Genomic DNA, 20745 nt, shown 5'->3' with positions numbered 1-20745 from the left:
CGGCTACGGCTGCAGGCCGTCGGGCTCCCTGCGGCTCCTGATTTCCCGGATCCTGCGCGACGCATCGGTCTCGGCTGTGCTTCCGGTGAGGAAGGGGACACCGGGAGCGCCGGCGACGAGCGAGTCGACCAGTCCGTCGGCGAGCTGCAGGACCAGCTCTTCCGAGGACTCGTCCCGGTAGAGACTGTGGTGCAGCGAGACCATGCCGTGCAGTCCGGCCCACAGAGTCTGCGCGGCCTGCTCCACCGGCAGGGACAGGCCGAGCCCGCTCTCCGCGCAGCTGTGCAGGCCGGCGCGCAGGCCCGCGGAGATGAGGCGGGCGGGGTGACCGCTGATCCTGCTCGGGTCCGCCGCCGGCTGGTGCATCTCGAACATGAGCCGGTACTGGCCAGGACTGCTCATGGCGAACCGGCAGTACGCGTGCGCCTGCGCCCGGACCCGGCCTCGCGGATCCACGTCGTCACCGGCCTGGGCGGCGGCGGCCATCTGGGCGGCCAGCTCGCCGTAGCGTTCCTCCAGCGCCGCCCACACCAGCTCGGTCTTGTCGTTGAAATGGAGGTAGATGCTCGGGGCCGAGATACCCACCTCCTTGGCGACCGCGCGCATGGTCAGCCGGTCGGAACTGCCCCATTCGCCGAGCAGTCGCTGGACCGCGGTCACGATCTCCCGGCGCCGCTGCGAGCCCGGCCCTTCCTGCTGACCGCCGGCGGCCGGCCATGTCTCCATCGTGTGCACCGCCCTTCCGGCTACAGGTTAAGCAGTGCCCGGGAGCCGGCCGCGATACGGCTTCCGTACCCAGCAGAGTGCCGATCACCGACCGGCAGAACATCAAGAACGCTGTACGGTCGGCCGTAAGGGAAGCTGTTCCATTCGGACTCCGGTGCGGAGCAAGGCGCCGTCCGCCTCACTGTTTGCGTACCCCAGTCGATGTCAGCCGGTCACGACGCGAGTACGAGTGTCGTCCACATTCGCAACGCCGCCGAGGGTGACACCATCGAACTGCTCAGCTGCTTCGCCATCGACCCCGGTGGACCGCCCCGAATCCAATGCCGAGTCTGCCGGTTGCATCGAGATCGGGCCGCACCGGGCGCCTGGCCGGCTCAACCGTCAGCCACCGCCCACGAAAGGATCAAGAACCGACCAGCAGGCCCGCCATGACGAAGCCGAGCAGACCGTCCAGTTCCGAGTCCATCAGTGGCCGTCCTTCGAGGGCGGCGACGAGTAGTGGATCCATCAACGCGGACGAAGCGGCCATCAGGTCGACATCTGGGCGCGCTGTGCCCTGCTGTACCGCGTTGTTGAGGCGTCCGATCACAGCCTGCCGCGCAGGACCCTGGAACCGCTCGGCCAGAAGTGTCCCGGTCGCACCGTCGGCCATCGACGCCGCCACGAGACCTCGAATCATCGCGGTCTCGCGTCGCATGTAGGCACCCAGGGAGTACATCCACGACCGAAGGTCCGCCGACAGGTCTTCGGTGTTCGGCACCAGTAGGACCTCGTCGAGATCGGAACTGCCGAGCATGGCGTCCGCGACGATCGCAGCCTTCGAGGGCCACCGACGGTAAATGGCCGGCTTGCTCACGCCCGACAGCTCGGCGATCCCATCAACGCTGGTGCGCTCATACCCGGCGGTTTGAAGCAAGTGCCGCACCGACTCCAGCACGGCCTGATCGAGTGAAGCGCTTCTGGGACGCCCTCGCCCTCGCTGCGGCATTGCCCGAGCGTACCAGCGGGGGTAGGTTTTATACGGAACGGCTCGTAACGAAAAACATCGATGGAGATGTGATGAGCGACATCCCGATTCCTGAGTTCCTCAGTGAGCAGGCGCGTGCCGTCCTGGCCACACCCAGGCCGCCGTCCGTGACCCCACCCGTCGAGGACACCGAGGCGTGGTCACGGCATGTTCAGGTCCACGACGCGGCCATCGCGAAGATGTACGCGCCCCTGGAGAGCCTGCCGGTCGAGAGCGAGCTTCGACGCCCGGCGGGCGTCGACACCCACGTACTGACGCCACCGGACGCGGACGAGCGCGGGGACTCGCCTCTGCTGCTCGATGTCCACGGCGGCGCGCTCACACAGTGCGCAGGCGACATCGGGCGTCTGATGTCCCTTCCGAACGCCATGCGAACCGGGCTGGTGCACTGGGTACCTGACTATCGGATGCCGCCGGCCCACCCGTTCCCGGCAGCGCTGGACGACGTACTCGCCGTGTACCGAGCCATGCTGGAAGTGCGAGCACCCGAGCGGATCATGGTCTGCGGGACATCGGCGGGCGGCAACATCGCTGCCGCACTGATGCTCCGCCTCAAGGACGAAGGCATTCCGCTACCCGAGTCGCTCATGCTTCTCTCGCCGGAGATCGACCTCACGGAGTCGGGCGACAGCTTCGGCACGCTCGCGGAAGCCAGCAACATGCTCGGCAGCCTCATGCCCAACAACCTGCTCTACGCCAACGGGCGCGACCTGACCGACCCCTACATCTCGCCCCTCTTCGGCGACGTCGCCGGGTGGCCTCCGACCCTTCTCCAAGCTGGTGGGCGCGACCTCTTCCTGTCGAACACCATTCGCATGCACCGGAAGCTCCGGGCCGCGGGTGTGCAAGCGGAACTGCACGTCTTCGAGGCAATGCCCCACACCGGGTTCTGGGGGGCGCCGGAAGATCTCGAGCTCGACGCCGAGATTCGTCGCTTCGTGAACGCACGGTTCGGCAGGACAGCTGCCGGGCAGATGCCCTGAGCTCGACTCTCTCGGTGATCTCGGCCGGCAAGGGCTGGCGACGCTTGTAGCGGCTGTTGTCGGCCCGGCCAGAGGCGTCCTCGGACGTCCTTCTGAGCGAGGACGAGACGGCTGGTGTGCTCCAGAGCCGCCGACAGGTGGATCGTGGATCTTGCGTCCGCCGACCTTGGTCGGGCTGCGCGGGGCCCTTACCGCCCACCGCGAGTCCGCGCACTTCGCCAGTCGTGATCATGCGGCGGTCGGCAAACCGGCGTCCCTAGGTTGCGCCCACCCCGTCACCGCACCCGGAACAGTGCACCTTCACCTGTCCGCGGCGGCGCAGATCAGGGAGCCTTGTTGACGGCCGCACCACGACCTGACCCCGGTACGCGCCCACGTAATCGTCCAGGCCTGCCTGACCGTGCACATCCTCGTCCTCGCGGACCGCGCCCACGAGGGCGCCGGTGCCACCTTCCGCACCCCGTACCACCACCACAGCGAACGCCCCGAGCACTACGTTGCGGTGTGAGTAGGTCATGCGGGGTGGGCCTAGACGCAATGCTACTGACTTTGTGGGCTTTCCGGGCGAGCCGCTCGGAGCATCGTCGCAGTTCAGCGACTTGCGAACCTCGTTAAGTCAGTGGCATTGGGGCTAGACGAGGTCCTTCTTTTCCCAGTATTCGTCACGGACGAGCCGCTTCAGCAGCTTCCCGGTTGTCCCGCGCGGCAATTCGTCGACGAAGTCGATACGTTTGGGAACTTCGAACTTGGCGAGGCGATCCCGGGCGAGGGTGACCAGTTCAGCGCGCAGCGCATCGTGATCGGTGACGTCGGCAGCGGGGACTACGACCGCACAGACGGCCTCTCCCCACCGTTCATCCGGGATACCGAAGACGCAGAGTTCGTGCACGGATCTGTGATCCGCCAGTACGTTCTCGACGACGATTGGGTACACGTTGTACGAGCCCGTGATGATCATGAAGTTCTTGCGGTCCACGATGCGCAGGTAGCCGTCGCTGTCGAGAATGCCGAGGTCACCGGTCATCAGCCAGCCATCACGTAGAACGGCGGCGGTCTCCTCGGGACGGTTGTGGTATCCGGCCATCAGCGTGGCGCTGCGGACACAGATATTGCCGGCCTGCCCTGGTTCCACCGGTTGCAGGTCGTCGTCGAGGATCCGCACCTCGCAGTGCAGGGTGGGGCGCCCGCTGGAGGACAGGATCTCCGGCTTCCCGTTCAGGGCCTCGCGATGATCTTCCCAGCTCAGGATCGCGTAACAGCCGAGTGTTCCTTCGGTGGAGCCGTACCACTGCTGCATCTGGCAACCCAGCGCCTGGCTGGCCTGGCGCACGAGGGCGGGAGTAGCCGGCGCCGTGCCATAAACCACCAGCCGCAGACTGGAAATGTCGCGTGGCCTGGCGGCCAACTCGCTCAGGATGTCGAGCATCATCGTGGGCACCCACCCCACCGAAGTGACCCTCTCTGCCTCGATGAGCTCCAACGCGCCCGCGGCGGAGAACTTGCGCTGGATGACGACCCGGGAACCGTTGACCACATTGTGCGTCAGCCAGCACACGGGCACACCGGCTGCAGGAAGGCAATGCAGGTACACGTCGTCGGGCTGAACTCCGGTCTGCATCCAGCTCTTGACCAACGACTCGATCACCCCGCCCTGTCGCCACAACGCACCCTTGGGCAACCCGGTGGTCCCCGTCGTGTAGGACAGGGCCAGGATGTCGTCGACGCCGAGTTCGGGAAGGACCGGATCGCCGATGGCCGAAGCCAAGACCTGTTCGTAGTCGTAGGTGCGTTGGTGCCGGCCAAAACCGATCACGGTCAGGTCGTCCGGACCGGCCTTGACCCGGTCGAAGGTCTGCTCACAGTCGCCACCTTCCACCAGCAGCACCCGTGCATTGCTGTCGGTGAGCAGGTGCTCCACCTCCGCTGGTGCGTATCGAGGGTTGATCCCCGCCCGGATGGCGCCGATCAGCGAGCAGGCGTACCAGAGCTCAACGACCTCGTGGGAGTCATACGACATGGACGCGACCACGTCACCCTTGCCGATGCCCAGGCCCTGCAGTGCAGCCGCGAGGCGGGAACTCCGGTCGGCCACCTCGCCCCAGCCAAGCCGAGCCGTCTCCGAGATGTAGGCGATGCGTTCAGGCCATATCTCCCTGTTCCGCATCAAGTAGTCACGCACCAGCATTCGCCGTCTCCTTTGCTTGCGCGCCGTTCATGACACGTGGTCGGTCAGCCGAACCGACCCGGCCTCGGTGAAGGTGGAATGGCCGGGTGGGCTTTGCCTCCTACGTAGACACCCGCTCCTACGCCTTGGTGAGCTCCGAGGGGTCGTCCGGGGTGAGCAGCGGTGGCTCCAGGGCGGTGGAGAGGCGACGCAACCGGTCTTCGTACTCCGCCACGTTCCGCAGCTTGACGTCTTCGTAGCCACGCACCACGTCCGGGCTCGCGAGCAGTTCTTCCAGAGCTGCCAGTTCCTCCGGGGTGGACGGTCCTCGCAGACGCTCTGCGACCGCCGTCACGAGACGTTCGTAGTCGGCTCCGATGCGACGCTCGACCCGCCGCACGGCAAACCTGCCGAAGGGGTCGAACGCGGTGCCCCGCAGGCCCCGGAGTGCTCTGAGCGCCCCGAAGACGGCAGGTGCGGTGTATTTGAGCTTGAGCTTGTTCCGCAGCAGCTTCGTGTCCTTGAGGATGGGGGGAGCCAGATGGTACGTGGGGCGCTTCCAGCGCCCTTCGGGCAGCCCCGCGCCCGGCCGGTCCTTCCCGGCTGCCATCAGGTGTAGGCGGGCGACCTCGTATTCGTCCTTGTAGGTCATGAGTTTGTGCAGGTACTTGCCGGCCGTGCGGGTCAGAGCGGCCGACGGGTCGTGCGAGCGCTCGGCCTGCCACAGAGCCGTGATCGCGGTCTGGTAGCGGGCAGCGTAAGCCCGGGACTGGTAGTCACTGAGATCGGTCATACGCATGGCGAGATCGTCCGCCACCCCTGCGGGAAGATCGAGTGCCGCGATGGCCTCGGTCGCCCACACGGCGACAGGCGGCTTTTCATCGGTGACGGAGGGCAGCTTCTCCGGCGCCGCGACGACTGCTCGGCCCCAGCCGAACGCAGCCAGGTTGAGGTCGACCGAAGCGCCGTTGAGCCGGATGGCGTCGCACAGGGCGTCCGCGGAGAGGGGGAGCAGGCCCGCCTGCGACGCGGCGCCGAGAGCCATGATGTTCGCCGGCATGTGGTCGCCGAAGAGCCGCTGGCTCAGCGCGATGAAGTCGGCGTAGACGCTCCCCTCGGGGCGGGTGACGGCGTCGATCTGGCGGCGCACTTCGTCGTCGGCCGGGTGGGCGGCACGACCCGCCAGCATCTGGCCGGTGTCGGTGCGGCCGAGGTTGACCACGGCCCGGGTGCGTTCCCGGGAGGCGCCGACGAGATGTGCGGCCGTCATGGCCACCAAGGGGTCGAGAGCCAGGTAGAGGTCGACACCGCCGGGTGAGGCCTTGCCGGTCCCATCGGGGTCGGCGGAGATGGTCACATCGCTCACCACTTGTCCGCCCTTCTGGGCGGCGCCCGTCTGGTCGAGGGAGGCGACGTGATAGCCCGACGCGATGGCCGCAGCCGCGAGCACCTGACTCGCGGTGACCACACCGGTCCCACCTACTCCTGGCATGCGCACGGTGTAGGGGCCGCCCATGGGGAGCTGTTGTGGAGAGGGAACCGCGGGCGCGGCGGGCGGCTGCCGCTTCTTCGGCGTGACCGAGGTGTCAAGGCTCACGGTCACGAACGACGGACAGTCACCGAGGAGACAGCTGTAGTCGGCATTGCAGGAAGCCTGGTGGACACGGGTCTTCTGACCGAACGGTGTGTCGATGGTCTGGAGCGAGAGACAGTTGCTCTTGCTCGCACAGTCCCCGCAGCCCTCACACACCCGCTCGTCAATGACGACACGTGTGGTGATGCCCGCGTGAGGCTCCTTCTTGCGTCGGCGCCGGCGCTCCGCCGCACACTCCTGATCGTGGATGAGGACGCTGACTCCCGGGGTGTCGAACAGCTCGCGCTGCACCTCGTCGAGCTTGTCACGGTGGTGCACGCGCACCTGCCTGGGCAGCCGGGCTCGCCGGTAACGCTTCGGATCCTCCGTCGTGATGGCCACCTTCGACGCGCCTTCGGCCAGGAGCTGGTCGACCAGCGCGTCGATGGGAGTAGCACCGGCGACCGGCTGGCCGCCGGTCATACCCACCGCGCTGTTGTACAGCAGTTTGAACGTGATGTTGGAGCCCGCACTGATCGCGGCGCGCAAGGCAAGATAGCCGGAGTGGAAGAACGTCCCGTCGCCGACGTTCTGTACCGGGTGAGGCAGGTCGGCGAACGGCTCCATGCCGATGAACTGGGCACCCTCGCCGCCCATTTGAGTGATTCCGGTGACTTCCCCGAACCGCTCGTCCATACCGACGGTGAACAGATGGCACCCCACGCCGGCCGACACGAGGGTTCCCTCGGGTACCTGTGTGGACCGGTTGTGCGGACAGCCCGAGCAGAAGTAGGCGGTGCGCGTGGGAACCAGGGTCAGCATCTCGCGGCGCCGTGCGCTCTGGTAGGCGTCGATCCTGTCGGTCGCACTCGTTGGCAGTACGACCTTCGTCTTCGCCTGGGAGGCGACCGCCAGGGCGATGTCGGGGACTTCGAGGGACAGCGCAGCTGAGAGCAGCGGCTTGCCCGAGTCGTCCGTCTTGCCCAGCACCACCGGGGCACCGGCGGTTCCGTACAGCGCCTCCTTGACCCTTGATTCGATGAAGGCACGCTTGTCCTCGACCACGAGGACGCGTTCCAGGCCCGCGGCGAACTCGCGTATCTGCTCCGTGGGAATGGGCCACACGGCTCCGAGGCGCCAGACCCTGATGCCCAGCGCCGACACCGCCGCGTCGTCCAACCCCATTTCGGCGAAGGCGCTCATGACGTCGGTGTGGTTGCGGCCGGACGCGACGATCCCGAGCCAGGCGTCGCGGGTGGGCACCGTGAGGGAGTTGACATCCGTGGAGAGCAGGTAGCGCTCGGCCGCGGGGAGCCGGCGGCGGAGGATGTCCTCCTCCATGGCGCTGCTGTACGGCGCCATGAGCCGGGCGTCCGGGGTGTGCCTGACCCAGTAGTCCGACTCGGCGGCACGCACCCGTGACGGATCGAGACTCACCGATCCCGCCGCATCGGCGACCGTGGTGACCATCCGCAGCGCTGTCCATAGGCCACTGGCTCGGGAGAGGTAGCTGGCATGCCGTATGAGGTCGAGTGCCTCTTGCGGGCTGCCCGGACTGAGTACGGGCACGTAGGCGTCGGACGCCTGGCCATGACTCGCACTCGGCAGCGCACTGGACTTGTTCGCCGGATCGTCACCGACGACGGCCACTGCGGAGCTGGCGGGACCGACCCCGATGTAGTTGGCGTGGCGCAGTGCGTCGGCGGCCCGGTCGAGCCCGGGCGATTTGCCGTACCAGACGCCGACGACGCCGTCGACGCGCGATCCGGGCATGGTGTGCACCATCTGTGAGCCGAAGACGGAGGTGAGTGCGAGCTCTTCGTTGACGGCTGGGCGGTGCTCGATGTCGAGGGCTGTCAGGCGCTTGACGTTGCGGTCCATCTCACGGTCGAAGCCGGCCAGCGGCGAGCCCGGGTAGCCGGAGACGAATCCGCCGGTGCGCCTGCCTTCACGGCCGTCGGTCCGGACCTGATCGATGATTCCGCGGATCGCCGCCTGGACCCCGGTGAGCAGTACGGTCCCGTGGTCCTCGTCGTAGCGCTGTTCATTGATGGGCCGGGCTTCCCGCGTCGTGGTCACTGCTCGCTCCCAATCCCGAGCCGGGCACCGACTCGCGTCCTGGCCAGCCGTTCGGCGGCCTCCACGGTGGTGACGGCCAAAGCGTGGGAGGCGCCGAATACATCCTGCAAGGTCTCGCGGATGGCCAGCGTTCTCGTCATGGCTTCGGCTTCGTCGTATCCGTCCAGCTCTCCCGCGACGCTGATCATGCCGCCGGCGTTGGCGATGAAATCCGGCACGTACAGAATGCCGCGGCGTCGCAGCAGCGCGGCAATCGTGGGATCGGCGAGCTGGTTGTTGGCCGAACCGGCGATGACGCGACACCGGAGGCCGGCGACGTTGTACCGGTTTACGACACCGCCGAGCGCGCACGGCGACAGGACATCGGTCTCGGCACCCAGCAGGTCCTCCGGGCCCAGCCAGGTCGCTCCGATCTCGTCGGCGATGGCCTTCTTCTGGAGGTCGACGTCGCTCACATACAGCTGAGCGCCCTCCTCGGCAGCGGTCCGCGCGACGTCGGCACCGACCTTTCCCAGGCCGAGGACTGCTATCCGACGTCCAGCGAGGCCGTCGCTGTCGAAGACCCGCTCGCATGCGGCGCGAATGGCGACGATCACGCCGGTGGCGGTCAGCGCGCTGGGGTCGCCCCAGCCCTTTTCGAGGTCGGGAATGCCGACGATGTGGCGGCTGCGCTCGCGCAGTACCCGTGCGTCGTCGGTGTCGGTCCCCGCGTCGGCGCCCGTCGCGAAACGGCCGTCGAACTCCTCGACCATGTCTCCAACCTCCAGCAGCGTGTCCCGGCGCACAGCGCCGGTGAGCGAGGGGGTCGGGGCAGCGATGACACACTTGCCGCCGCCGTGCTGGAGACCTGCCGCGGCAGCCTTGAACGTCATACCGCGAGACAGCCGGATGGCATCCTTCAACGCGTCGTCGGCGTTGCTCGAGGTGAGAAGCCGGCAGCCACCGAGGGCGACGCCGCTTCCTCCCCGACTGTGGATGGCGAACACGACGGGAAGACCGGTACGCGTTGTACGGACGTGCACCTCCTCGTGGTCCCAGGAACCGTCGCTGAGCAGTGACGTCATGTGCTTCTCCTTGCTCCCGGCATCCAACCGGCTTGTTGGGCCCGCCCCCTTTAGTGAGAAATTTTTCCCACTTATGAGAGGATGCGGTTCACTGATGGATACGTCAAGAGGGTTCTGGAGTGTCTCCGGGCCGAGCCGGACGGTCTGGCCCTCCCGGCTTGGCCTCACTGGCACATCGGCCCGGAAACGGGACATGATCAGCCCATGCCCAAGTCCGAGTCATCCCCGAAGCCCCGACGTCGGGACGCGCTGACCAACAGGCGCCTGCTGATCCGCACAGCTCTCGATCTGTTGATCGAATGCAAGGGCCCGCAGTTCACGCTGGTGGAACTCGGGCAGCGGGCCGGCCTCGGCACCGCAACCGTGTACCGGCACTTCAGCGACATGGACGAACTGCTCGCCGGGTTGAACGAGTTCGTACTGGGCGACCTGATTGAAGCGATCTCCGGCGGCATGCCGGACGGCACGGCGACGGAGCGGCTGCACCACGCCTGCGTCGCGTGGGTCGACCGCATCAATACCTGGGGCCGGGCATCCGCTCATGTGCGGGAATCCGAAGGAATTCTCAGCCGCCTGCATGCCGACGACCCATTCGCGGTGCGTCTTGCGAACGCGCTGCGGCCAGTAATCGAGGATCTGGCCGCAGCATCACTCATTCCCCGCCAGGACTTCGACATCGCGTTCCTGCTGTGGGTCACGACCTTCGACGAACGTGTCGTCAATGACCTACGGGACTGCTGCCATCTGCCGACGCACGAGGTGGCCGCGCTGCTCGAAGGCACGGTGCTGGCCTCGTGGCGCTCGGTAGGTGCCTCCGGCTGACCCTGCGACGGCCGGCGAGGTCGACGCTGTCCGGCGCGGACGCCACGACCGGCTACTTGCGGGCGACGAAAAGAGTGAAATCGCCGGTGAAAACTTCCTTGTCGTGCTGGTTCTTGGCGGTCATCTCGATGGTCACAGCTCCGTTGGTTTCACGCGGCCGGGTATTGCCGATACGGCCGAGCGGAGTCAGTGTGTCGCCGAAGTAGACGGGAGCGAAGAACCGGAAATTGTTCATCCCCACCACTGCCTCGACCTGTACGTCAAGGTGGGTAAGCCGCTGGGCCAACTGTCCGATGGTGAGGGCGAAGGTGAGCGGACCGTGCGCAACACGCTTGCCGAAGGGGCTCTTGGCCGCCGCCTCGGCGTCCATGTGCAGCTTGTAGAAGTCACCGACGAGACCGGCGTACGCGACGACGTGCGATTCAGTCACGGTGATCGATGACCCCTCCAGTTCGTAGCCGATGCTGAGGTCGTCGAAGTAGAGTGGGGTTGCGCCAATCATTGATCTTCTCCTGATGTTGTCGATGGCTGTTGTCGGCTTCAGTGGGTCTTGAAGTGATCGAAGGGCTCCTGGCAGCCGGCGCACACGTACTGCGCCTGGCAGGCTGTCGAGCCGAAGAACGAGCGCTCGAGAGTGTTCACCGAGCCGCACTGTGGACAGCGAACGCCCAGTTCCAGCAGGTCACTGTCGCGCGGCTGAGGTGGGGCAATGCCGTAGGCACGAAGCCGCTCGCGGGCATCCGCGCTCATCCAGTCGGTGGACCAGGGCGGGGAGAGCACGGTACGTACTTCCACGCTGGGAGGGTTGAGCACCCGCAACGCGTCCTGAATATCGGACTCGATGACCGACATGGCCGGGCAGCCCGAATATGTCGGCGTGATGGTGACGATGATGGCGCCGTCGGTGACCTGCACACCGCGGAGAATGCCGAGGTCGTCAATGGTCAGCACAGGGATTTCCGGGTCCTGAACTGCTGAGACCAGCTCTCGAGCCCGTGCTTCGGTCACCATGACGCCCCCGGGTGTGCCCGGTAAAGGCTCTGCATGTCGGCGAGCAGGTCCACCAGCGCCGGAGTGTGTCGCCCCTCGCGGCCCCCCGTCGGGCAGGGCTGCACATCCCCTGGGATCTTGAGAGTGGCGTCGTGCAGTACCTGTTCGACGTACGCCAGCCAGTTGTCCCGCAACGTGGCCGGGTCCACACCCACCGCCCGGTCGATCTCGTCACCGAGGAACATCTCGTGCGTGAAGGGCCAGAGGCTGGCCAACGCCTCAGCTGTCCGCTGGTGGCTCTCGGCAGTCCCGTCACCGAGTCGCAGGACCCACTGCGCGGCGTGATGGCGGTGGTAAGCGACCTCCTTGACCGCCTTGACCGCAACACCCGCGATCGTTTCGTCGCATTCTACGAGCGCCTGGTAGCGCGCGAGTTGGAAGGTGGAGAACAGCAGTTGCCGGACCATCGTGTGGGCGAAGTCTCGGTTGGGCTGCTCCACGAGCACCAGATTGCGAAAGCCGGTCGCATCACGCAGATAGGCGAGTTCGTCTTCGTCGCCGGCCCGGCGCAGCAGTGCGCGGGCCTGGCCCAGCAGGTCGAGCGCGATGTTGGTGAGTGCGAGTTCCTCCTCCAGCTCCGGCGCCCGCGTGATCCACAGGCCGAGCTGCTGGCTGAGGACGAGTGCGTCGTCGGCCAGCCTGAGGGCGTAGGTCTTCACAGCTGATTCGTCGGCGGTCCTCACAGTTGTCTCACCTCCTAGCCGGTTCGTCGGGTGAACGGGTCGCGCGGGAGAGTCCCAGGGTCGTCTGCGTGCCACGTGCATCAGGCAGCCTCCGTCCCGGCTCGCTTGACCGCGAAGGCCAGCGCCGCCTCACGGACCCAGGCACCCTCCTCATGCGCGGCGCGCCGATGGTCCATACGCCGACCGCCGCAGAGTCCGCCGTCGGTCATGACCGAGCGGAAGTCGTCCCAGTCGATCTCACCGAAGCGGTAGTGGCCGGTGCTCTCGTCCCAGACCAGCTCGGGGTCGGGCACTGTGAGACCGAAGTACTCCACCTGCGGAACCGCACGGTCGACGAAACGCTGTCGGAGTTCGTCGTTGCTGAAGCGCTTGATCTTCCACGCCATCGACTGCTTGCTGCGAGGGGACTTGTCGTCGGGCGGCCCGAACAGCATGAGGGAGGGCCACCACCACCGGTCCACAGCCCCCTGCACCATTTCGCGCTGCTCATCGGTGCCGTCCATCATGGCCCGGATCAAGTCGAAGCCCTGTCGCTGATGGAAGCTCTCCTCCTTGCAGATGCGCGTCATCGCTCGTGCGTAGGGACCGTAGGAGCAGCGGCTCAGCGGTACCTGATTGACGATCGCCGCGCCGTCTCCGAGCCAGCCCATGACCCCGACATCCGCCCAGGTCACCATGGGGTAGTTGAAGATGGTGGAGTACTTCTGCTTACCGGCCAGAAGCAGGTCCACCAGTTCGGCGCGCGTCACGCCGAGGGTCTCGGCAGCCGCGTACAGATAGGCGCCGTGACCGGCTTCGTCCTGGACCTTTGCCATCAGGATCGCCTTGCGGTGCAGCGACGGGGCGCGTGAGATCCACTCGCCCTCGGGCTGCATCCCGATGATCTCCGAGTGCGCGTGCTGGCCGATCTGCCGGACCAGCGTCTCCCGGTATCCCTCGGGCATCCAGTCCCGGGGCTCCACCGCCTCGTCTCGGTCGATCAGGGTTTCAAAGCGCGACAACCCGTCTTCCAATGTCGTCTGCTGCGACGCCTGGGCCATGCCATGCTCCCCACTGAACGTTCGGTTAGTCCATGTGTAAAGCTGGCCGCGGTTCTTGTCAAGGTCCGATCTGAGGGGTATCAGCCACGCTGAAGGGCCGTTGCGCCGCGCGATCAGCCGAGGAGAGACGGTCTCGCGCGGCGCCCCTTCATCACTGGTCCGCCCGCACCTGAGGGTTGAGCCCTTCGAAGACCATGCTCAGCATGGACCTGGCAATCGTGTCGGCGTCGAGCCGACCGTCGCGCCGCAGCCAGTCCGTCATGGACGTCTCCACGCCGAGGAGCAGCCTCGCGATGAGGTGGGCGTCAAGGTCCGGGCGAATCCCGCCCTCTTCCATGGCTGCCTCCACGATGCCGGTCAGCCGCCTGGTGAGCTCGCGCCGCCGTTCCAGCGCGGCGAGTTCCACCTCACTGTTCCCGCGCACCCGCAGGAGCAGGGCAACTTCTGGCAGCAGATCGAACTCGACCTCGATCGCCCGGCGCAGCACGTACCGCAGCCGGCCGGCCGCGGGCCCCTCCAGTGCTCCGGGCTCCTCGAACACCCCGGTCAGTGCGTCCAGGCCTCGGTTCAGTCCCCGACGCAACAACTCCCGCTTCCCTCCCGGGAAGTGATGGTAGAAGTTGGACTTGTGCGTACCCGCCGCCCGGGCGAGGTCCTCCATCGAGGTCTCGCTGTACCCTCGGTCGAGAAACACACTGAGCGCCAGATCGGTCAATGAGTCCGGATCCCATGTCTTCCTGGCGCCGGGGCCCTGAGCTGGGTCCTTCTTGGCTGCGGTCATGCGATGAACGCTAAGGCACGGACGGCCGGACCAGTGACCCAAGGGCGATGCGACCTGGGCGTGCGCGGAACCTGCCATTGACATCAGCCCTGTACGCGTGGAATATCTCGTCCCCGCGGCTGTCACGTCGGGATGATCCGAAAACCCGGCGTCAGGCCCCCCGGGGGGCGAGGGTCGGCACCGAACCTCTGTGTTGAGATCGCTCGCCGGGGGAGGGCAACCCCACCCACCCCGCCCGGAGGCCACATCTGTGTGCCTTCGCCATTTCGTCGCAAAGTCACCGCAGCGCACCCGGCGCCCTGGACGCCGTCGGCCGTGCCCTGGGGTCACGGAAGCCGAGGAGCTGTTGCGCATGTCCGAAACGTTTGTCCTCATCCATGGCGCCTGGCACGGCGGGTGGGCATGGAACGCGGTGGCCCCCGGCCTGCGGGCGAAAGGCCACCGTGTTCTCACCCCCACGATGCCGGGGCTGGGAATCGACGACGATCCGCGTGGCGTCGGTCTGAGCGACGCGGTCCAGTACCTCATCGACTACGTGGAGCGGCGTGACCTCAACAACATCACGCTGATCGCGCACAGTTGGGGCGGCTTCGTCGCCAGCGGCGCCGCGACCGCCCTTGCCCACCGCATCCGCCGGATGGTGTTCTGGAGTGCGTTCGTGCCCCACGACGGAGAGTCGATGCTGGACGCGTGCCCGCCCGAGTACCGGCAGGGATTCGTCGCTCAGGCCGAGAGGGCCGCCGACCGCACCGTCGTGTTGTCCCTCGACGTGTGGCGTGCCGCCTTCATGCAGGACGCCCCTGCCGCGACCCAGGGAGCGGTCTACAACATGCTGCGCCCACAGCCATTCGCGACACTCGATGACCCAGCTCGGCAAAACCGATTCTTCGCTCTGGAAATCCCGACCTGCTACATCCTGTCGACCGACGACAAGGCGCTGCCTCAGAACGACCGCTGGGGCTGGCAGAGATTCGCCGAGCGGCTCGCCGACCCCTTGGTCATCTCCCTTCCGGGCAGTCATGAGTCGTGCTTCACCCGGCCCGAGGAGCTGACCCGCGCGTTCCTCACGGCGTGTGAACGCCGATGAGGCACCTTGCCGGCGGGGCGCGCCTTGCCGGCGGGGCGGCTTCGGCCGCGAGGTGGGGGCGTCTCCTCGATCTGCGGAACCTTGGGGTTTGCCGTTATTTTAGGCCGTAACGGAAACGATGGCTTGCGCTATGGAGGCTCCCAGACCTACGGTCGACGCATAACGGAAACGTTTGTTTCTCTTTGGGAGGGTCATGCCGCTTCCGCGGCATCGAAGCGGTGTAGGTCTCCGAGCCGCCCCGGGCGATCGACTGCGACCACACTCCACCCCTCCAGACCCGGCCGGCCTGACAGGCGCCGGCCATGAGTGAAACGGAGCGCCCCCGCAATGGCTACGAACCGCCTCATGGCGATGCTGGACGAAAACACGGTGCCGGTGGGCATGCAGTGCTTCACCGGCGACCACACCCTGATCGAGGTCCTCGGCCGCACAGGGTTCGACTATGTCTGGCTGGACAGCGAACACTGCGCCACCAACCCCCGGGCCCTCGAGGACACCATCCGTACCGCCGAGGCCGCGGGTCTGACCTCTCTGGTGCGCATCCCCGAGCCCGGCGACGTCACCGCGGGACGACGGGCGCTGGAGGCCGGAGCTCACGGACTGATCGTGCCGATGGCCAGGTCGGCAGCCCAGATCCGGGAACTTCTGGACTTCATGCTCTACCCCCCGAACGGTAAGCGCGGCATCTGTCCCGCGTACCGGGCCGCCGGCTACTCGATCCGTTCCTTCGGTGAGCATGCTGCGGACAATGACGCGAACCTCTTCGTCATCCCGCTCATCGAAACACTGGACGCGCTGGAGGACATCGACGCGATCTGCGCCATCGAGCAGGTTCGCGTCCTCTGCTTCGCAGCCGGTGAGCTGGCCTTCGCCATGGGGGAAGGCGCCAACATGCACAGCAGCACCAAGGTGCGTGACGCCTACGCCAGGGTGAAGGAGGCCGCTGCCCGCCACGGTGTGGTGCTCATGGGCGGGCCCATCCTCAATCCGACACACGACACCTGTGCCAAGGCCCTCGAGGACGGCATCCGGGTGTTCTGCCTCGGCATCGACATCATGGCGTTCCGCGGAGTGTGCGAGAGCACCATCGCGGCACTCGACTCGGCCGTGGTCGGAACCGCCTACTCCAGGCCGCCCGCCCCCGTGAGTGGATTCCCCGACCACTACTGACGGGTCGGCCCATCAGGGAGCGACCGCACAGATCCCACGAAGTTGGAGAGGTAATCATGGCTGACATCAAGAGGCTCGTTGTGGGCCCCGACAACGAGGGGCGGTCCGCCGTCCTCGAAACAGAGCCGACCAACATCCAGACCAAGGACGGCTTCTTCTGGCGTTCCACTCTGTGGGCGACTCGGGAGGTTCCGGTCGACAACACCATCGAAGGCGACCGGTCTCAGATGGAGGGCCTGGGGGCACAGCGCGAGCCGCACCCGGGCGGCATGCTGATCCGCGCCCTGGAGCTGTGGCCGGACATGGAGCCGGAGGAGCACCGCAAACAGTTCGCGGCCGCCAACAAGTTGGTGGGGCAGAAGCATGAGCCCACCGAGGCGGACTCAAAGCGCCACGCCACGATGCACCGCACGGACACCATGGATTGCATCACGGTCGTCCGTGGGGAGATCTACCTGGTCACAGACACGGAGGACGTGCTGATGCGGCCGGGCGACACGGTGATCATCCGAGGCGTCAACCACGGATGGAGCAATCGCTCCGACAGTCCGTGCCTGCTGGTCGGCACCATGATCGATGCCACGCCGGCGGGTCCCTCCGCCTCCTGACAGCAGCCCCGCTCGGGGAGCCGACCAACATTGTGCTGGGCCGATGAGACACGACGTCGGCCCAGCCGCGTCCGTTTGGGACGTGGCCGGCCCACGTGGCCGGTGCAACGCAGAGTCAATTCTCCAAAGCTGTTCCGAGAGCCTTGAGGCCGCGCAGGAGTTCCTCCGCCTGGACGCCGACCGCCACGTGATGGCAGATGATGAGGCCGTGCATCAGTGCGGCGACCACCGGGGCGACACTCCTGGGGTCGGCATCGGGGGCGAGCTGGCCCTCGGCCTGCCAGCGGGTGGCCAATTCGGTGAGGCGCCCGCCGGACTCGTTGTACAAGGCGCGGGTGCGCTCGCTGAGCGCCGGGCGGCGGAGGCTCTCCGCCCAGGTCTGAAGTGCCAGCTTGGACAGGTCGTAGTCCGGGTGCTGGGTACGTTTTCCGAGTTCCTCGACGATGAGGGTAAGAGTCTGGGCCGGGCCGGGCGAGGGCTCGATGGTCAGTATGTAGTCGAAAATGTCGCGCACGAGCCCGATGCCCACCTCGGCGGTGGCGTCGATGAGATCGTCCTTGCTGCGGAAATACCGGTAGACCGCGGCGGCGGACATTCCGGTGGCGGAGATGACGTCGTCCATCGAGGTGGCATGAAAGCCGTTACGTGAGAAGCAGCTCCAGGCGCTGGTCAGGACGTGCTGGCGGCGCTTGGCTCGTGTCGCTTCGCTGAGGCGGGGCATACCTACATCATACGATAACGATTGATTGCGCTAAGGGCTCAAGGTGCCATAAGCTCGAGATTGTATACGAGAACGTTCGTTATCTATTGGAGCGTCCATGGTGTCACCTCCCTCCCTTTCCGGGCTCCACCACGTCACTCTGCCCGTGACCGATCTGGATGCCAGCACCGCCTGGTACACGCGAGTCCTCGCGGGTGAACGTGTGCCCGCGCTGGACCATCACGACGCGGAGACCGGTCGCTACTCCGTAGTCCTGGCCCTGCCAGGTGTCGCCATTCCGGTGCAGTTGCGGCTGGCGCCCGAGGCCGCAGGTACGGCCGCCGCGTACGACCCCCTCACCCTGTCCGTCACCGACCGCGCCGAGCTTGACCGATGGGCTGCCCATCTGGACACGTGCCAGGTGCCTCACGGCTCCGTGGTCGAGGCCCGTATGGGTCATGCACTGAGCTTCCACGACCCCGACGGCACGATGCTCCGCCTCTACACCGAACCGGTAGGCGGATTCGATGCCATCCTCAAAGGAAGGTGAGGCAATGGTCGCCTACACGCAGGCCCGCACCATCGTGGAGCACGCTCTCGCCCACGCCAGGGACCATGACTTCCCGCCCATGACGGTCGCCGTGCTGGATGCCGGCGGCTACCTGATCGCTTTCGCCCGCGAGGACCACTCTTCTCTCCTGCGTGAGCGGATCGCCGTGGGCAAGGCGCGAGGAGCGCTCAACATGGGGGTGGGCAGCCGGAGTCTCGCGGTACGGGCCGAGGCGCACCCTCACTTCATCAGCGCCCTGATGGAACTGGCGGGCGGCGACCTCGTACCCGTGCCGGGTGGCGTGCTCATTCGTGACGCCGGCGAGATCGTCGGTGCCGTCGGTGTCAGCGGTCACCTCCCCGACAAGGACGAGGAATGCGCGATCAAGGGGATCCAGGCCACTGGACACACGGCTGATCCCGGTAGCGACTGATCCGGACATCACAAAGGCCTCCGGGTTGACGGAGCGGTTCCTCGACGGATCCGCTCCCCAACCGGAGGCCCTTGTTCTTTGGCGGAGTACGGGAACTAGGAACGGAGGCGATGAATGATGCCGGTCAGTTCCTTGCCGACGAAGGGTGCGGCCTGGAGGGTGTCGCCGATGATCGTCATGCCCGAGGCGTCGGCTCCGTAGCGCGGCCAGACGGATCCGTCGGGCAGGGACGGCTTCCCGGTACGTGCGAAGGAGACCCACGCGCTCTGCACGTCCCGGGAGAGCGCGGCGTCTGTGGCGTCGTATTCCTCGTCGGGGCTCAGGTTGCCGAAGAGGTAGCGAATTTCCGCGGTGTGCTTGGCCAGGTGCCCAGACTTCAGGAACCCGGGTGATACCCGGCCGAAGTGGTAGTAGTACACGACCCTGTTGAGCGCCGCGAAGCGCTTCAGCGTCGCGAGAGCCGGCTCGGTGAAGACGGCTGTGGTGAACAGTTGGTCCAGCGCTTCGTACGTGGAGGCCCCAGAGGCGGCGAAGAGATCGAGAACTTCTTCGGCGTACCGGCCGGCCAGAGCCTTGGCCATGTTCTCCAGCACTTCTGGTGCGACAGGTGCCTTCGGCGGGAGGAAATACCTCGCCTCGTTGTCCACCACGCCCAGCATGACGGGCACCTCGGCCGGCCAGCCGACGAAGTTGTCTCCTTCGGCCACTTCACGGTCATCGGAGATCGGTGTCCATACCAGGTTGGCCGGCGTGTGAACCTGGCCCGCAGGGGGGCGGATGCCGGCGAGGGCCTCGGAGAGGGCCAGCACCTCGTCGGTGGATGCGTTGCGCGCGGCTTCGACGTCTCCGCCGAGTTTGGCGAACAGCTCCCTGGTGGCTGCCAGCGTGCGCTCGGGGCCGGGAGGCTTCGGCTGACTGGCCGCCGGTTCGAATCCGGCGCTCTGCAGGATCGCCCGGTGGAAGAGGCCCTTGGCACGGTAGGCCGACAGAAGGGCGCGAACCGAAGCCGCCCCGGCGGACTGACCGAACACCGTGACGTTGTCCGGGTCGCCACCGAAGGCTTCGATGTTCTCTGCCACCCACTTCAGGGCCGCGATCTGGTCGAGCACGGCGAAATTCGCGCCGATGTCCGGGTGGGCGGCGTAACCGAACGCGCCGAGCCGGTAGTTGAGGGTGACGACGGTGACGCCCTGTCCAGACAGCGACGTACCGTCGAGGCCGTCCTCGGATCCCGCTCCTCCGACGAATCCACCGCCGTGTATCCACACCATGACGGGCTGGCGCGCACCGCGGTCGAGGGTGCGGGTCCAGATGTTGAGGTGCAGGCAGTCCTCGCTCTGCTCGGACACCCGCAGGTCGAAGATGGCTCCACGAGTCTGCGGGCAGGCCGGGCCGAAGTAGCTCGCGTCGTAGACGCCTTCCCAGCTCTGCGGTGGCGACGGCGGCCGCCACCGAAGGTCACCGACCGGTGGCGCGGCGTAGGGCAGCCGCAGAAAGCGATGGGCCCCCTGGTCGTGGGTTCCCTCGACGACGCCTTGTGTGAGGCTGACCCGTGGACGCACAGCGCTCCACCTCTTCTCTCATGTTCAGTGCCGGTTCACCTGTACGACGATGCCGTTACGTCGCGATGCTCGGAGGCGCTGGCACGTCACGGAGAACGCGGTCGCCGTCTTGCCGGCTCGCGGGGTGAAGGATTCTTTCGAGAAAGCGAGCCCCGAGCGGGGTTCGTCGTTATGGACCTAGCCATGACGCTAGCCCGATCAGCCATATAGCGCAACTGATCGTTCTCGTTTTGGCCAGGGGGCGCGGCGCAGTCAGGCGATTACCCCTTGTTCAGCAAGGGTCGGTGGTGGCTCGGGTCTTGGGTGGTGCGGCCGGGGTTTCTGTTGTGGCCGTTCCGGCGACGACAAGGATGGCCGCGGCGGCCAGTCCCGCCAGGCAGGGGATGAGTAAACGGTGGGGCACGTGTCTCCCAGGGCGCTTGTGGGCGACGTCGGGTGATCGGGCGAGGCGCCGACCGGAAGTGAACATAAACGAGAACGATCCCTTGCGCTACCTACCGACCGGTCGTACGGTCGGCGCACAGGCGGGGCAGTGGAGGCTTCATCGGCCCTCCGGCGACGTACGGCCGGCTGCCTGCAGTCCGCGTGCGCACCCTCGTGTGGTCGGCGCTGATGCGGAAGCCCTCGCCGACAGGTCCCCTCC

Annotated in this window: 19 protein-coding genes and 1 pseudogene; 8 read left to right on the top strand and 12 right to left on the bottom strand. The window is 66.7% G+C overall.

The annotated features are described in order from the left end of the window. Positions 1-3: 3 nt before the first annotated feature. Together ACFCZF_RS09690 and ACFCZF_RS09685 are read right to left on the bottom strand one after the other, a co-directional pair. Positions 4-726 (bottom strand): TetR/AcrR family transcriptional regulator, encoded by a 723-nt coding sequence (locus ACFCZF_RS09690; protein ID WP_376671197.1) that lies wholly within the window; start codon positions 724-726, stop codon positions 4-6. A gap of 403 nt (positions 727-1129) precedes the next feature. After that, positions 1130-1663, bottom strand: coding sequence for a TetR/AcrR family transcriptional regulator (locus ACFCZF_RS09685; RefSeq protein ID WP_375907359.1), 534 nt, complete (start codon positions 1661-1663; stop codon positions 1130-1132). Positions 1664-1785: 122 nt separating this feature from the next. Here ACFCZF_RS09685 and ACFCZF_RS09680 point away from each other — a divergent pair, with 122 nt between their 5' ends. After that, positions 1786-2736 carry an alpha/beta hydrolase gene (locus tag ACFCZF_RS09680; protein WP_375907361.1) on the top strand — a complete coding sequence of 317 codons (951 nt, stop codon included), beginning with the start codon at positions 1786-1788 and terminating at the stop codon, positions 2734-2736. Between the two features lie 349 nt (positions 2737-3085). After that, positions 3086-3232 (top strand): annotated as a pseudogene (locus tag ACFCZF_RS09675) (IS5/IS1182 family transposase); the annotation flags it as partial. A 135-nt stretch (positions 3233-3367) separates the two neighbouring features. Here the strand turns inward: ACFCZF_RS09675 and ACFCZF_RS09670 are convergent. The 3 genes from ACFCZF_RS09670 to ACFCZF_RS09660 all read right to left on the bottom strand — a co-directional run bounded on the left by ACFCZF_RS09670 (position 3368) and on the right by ACFCZF_RS09660 (position 9616). After that, the gene (locus ACFCZF_RS09670; protein WP_376671196.1) at positions 3368-4921 is read right to left on the bottom strand and encodes a class I adenylate-forming enzyme family protein; all 1554 of its coding nucleotides are present in this window, start codon (positions 4919-4921) and stop codon (positions 3368-3370) included. Between the two features lie 118 nt (positions 4922-5039). Continuing rightward, positions 5040-8552, bottom strand: coding sequence for an indolepyruvate ferredoxin oxidoreductase family protein (locus ACFCZF_RS09665; RefSeq protein ID WP_376671195.1), 3513 nt, complete (start codon positions 8550-8552; stop codon positions 5040-5042). Further along, complete coding sequence (locus ACFCZF_RS09660) at positions 8549-9616, bottom strand: Glu/Leu/Phe/Val dehydrogenase dimerization domain-containing protein (RefSeq protein WP_376671194.1); 1068 nt, start codon at positions 9614-9616, stop codon at positions 8549-8551. Before ACFCZF_RS09660 ends, ACFCZF_RS09665 begins: the two co-directional genes overlap by 4 nt. Before the next feature lie 204 nt (positions 9617-9820). Between ACFCZF_RS09660 and ACFCZF_RS09655 the strand changes: the two genes are divergently transcribed. Beyond that, positions 9821-10438, top strand: coding sequence for a TetR/AcrR family transcriptional regulator (locus tag ACFCZF_RS09655; RefSeq protein WP_375907373.1), 618 nt, complete (start codon positions 9821-9823; stop codon positions 10436-10438). Between the two features lie 52 nt (positions 10439-10490). Here the strand turns inward: ACFCZF_RS09655 and ACFCZF_RS09650 are convergent, their stop codons facing one another. The 5 genes from ACFCZF_RS09650 to ACFCZF_RS09630 form a co-directional block, all read right to left on the bottom strand. Then, complete coding sequence (locus tag ACFCZF_RS09650) at positions 10491-10940, bottom strand: MaoC family dehydratase (protein ID WP_375907376.1); 450 nt, start codon at positions 10938-10940, stop codon at positions 10491-10493. A 38-nt stretch (positions 10941-10978) separates the two neighbouring features. Further along, complete coding sequence (gene paaD / locus ACFCZF_RS09645) at positions 10979-11449, bottom strand: 1,2-phenylacetyl-CoA epoxidase subunit PaaD (protein ID WP_375907379.1); 471 nt, start codon at positions 11447-11449, stop codon at positions 10979-10981. After that, positions 11443-12147 carry a 1,2-phenylacetyl-CoA epoxidase subunit PaaC gene (paaC, locus tag ACFCZF_RS09640; protein WP_375907381.1) on the bottom strand — a complete coding sequence of 235 codons (705 nt, stop codon included), beginning with the start codon at positions 12145-12147 and terminating at the stop codon, positions 11443-11445. Before paaC ends, paaD begins: the two co-directional genes overlap by 7 nt. A 104-nt stretch (positions 12148-12251) precedes the next feature. Beyond that, positions 12252-13211 carry a 1,2-phenylacetyl-CoA epoxidase subunit PaaA gene (gene paaA / locus ACFCZF_RS09635; RefSeq protein WP_375907384.1) on the bottom strand — a complete coding sequence of 320 codons (960 nt, stop codon included), beginning with the start codon at positions 13209-13211 and terminating at the stop codon, positions 12252-12254. A gap of 151 nt (positions 13212-13362) precedes the next feature. Then, the gene (locus ACFCZF_RS09630) at positions 13363-13992 is read right to left on the bottom strand and encodes a TetR/AcrR family transcriptional regulator (RefSeq protein ID WP_375907387.1); all 630 of its coding nucleotides are present in this window, start codon (positions 13990-13992) and stop codon (positions 13363-13365) included. Between the two features lie 352 nt (positions 13993-14344). Between ACFCZF_RS09630 and ACFCZF_RS09625 the strand changes: the two genes are divergently transcribed. The 3 genes from ACFCZF_RS09625 (at position 14345) to ACFCZF_RS09615 (ending at position 16857) form a co-directional block, all read left to right on the top strand. Further along, the gene (locus ACFCZF_RS09625; protein WP_375907390.1) at positions 14345-15079 is read left to right on the top strand and encodes an alpha/beta fold hydrolase; all 735 of its coding nucleotides are present in this window, start codon (positions 14345-14347) and stop codon (positions 15077-15079) included. 327 nt (positions 15080-15406) lie between these two features. Continuing rightward, positions 15407-16249 carry an HpcH/HpaI aldolase/citrate lyase family protein gene (locus ACFCZF_RS09620; RefSeq protein WP_376671193.1) on the top strand — a complete coding sequence of 281 codons (843 nt, stop codon included), beginning with the start codon at positions 15407-15409 and terminating at the stop codon, positions 16247-16249. A 56-nt stretch (positions 16250-16305) separates the two neighbouring features. Then, a complete protein-coding gene (locus ACFCZF_RS09615; protein WP_375907395.1) occupies positions 16306-16857 on the top strand; it encodes a cupin domain-containing protein in 552 nt (183 codons plus the stop codon). A 115-nt stretch (positions 16858-16972) separates the two neighbouring features. On the opposite strand, the gene ACFCZF_RS09610 is transcribed toward ACFCZF_RS09615, so the two are convergent. Then, on the bottom strand, positions 16973-17578 hold the full coding sequence (locus tag ACFCZF_RS09610; protein ID WP_376671192.1) for a TetR/AcrR family transcriptional regulator: 606 nt from the start codon (positions 17576-17578) through the stop codon (positions 16973-16975). Positions 17579-17675: 97 nt separating this feature from the next. Between ACFCZF_RS09610 and ACFCZF_RS09605 the strand changes: the two genes are divergently transcribed. Beyond that, entirely contained in the window at positions 17676-18107 is a 432-nt protein-coding gene (locus tag ACFCZF_RS09605) for a VOC family protein (RefSeq protein WP_376671191.1), read from the top strand. Between the two features lie 4 nt (positions 18108-18111). Then, positions 18112-18540 (top strand): heme-binding protein, encoded by a 429-nt coding sequence (locus ACFCZF_RS09600; protein ID WP_375907405.1) that lies wholly within the window; start codon positions 18112-18114, stop codon positions 18538-18540. Positions 18541-18635: 95 nt separating this feature from the next. Here ACFCZF_RS09600 and ACFCZF_RS09595 read toward each other — a convergent pair whose 3' ends face one another. After that, on the bottom strand, positions 18636-20102 hold the full coding sequence (locus ACFCZF_RS09595) for a carboxylesterase/lipase family protein (RefSeq protein ID WP_376671190.1): 1467 nt from the start codon (positions 20100-20102) through the stop codon (positions 18636-18638). Positions 20103-20745: the final 643 nt, after the last annotated feature.

The organism is Streptomyces sp. NPDC056296, assembly GCF_042268605.1.
Classification (GTDB): Bacteria; Actinomycetota; Actinomycetes; order Streptomycetales; family Streptomycetaceae; genus Streptomyces.
Note: the sequence above shows the minus strand (reverse complement) of the source record. Positions and strands in the feature narration are given on the sequence as shown.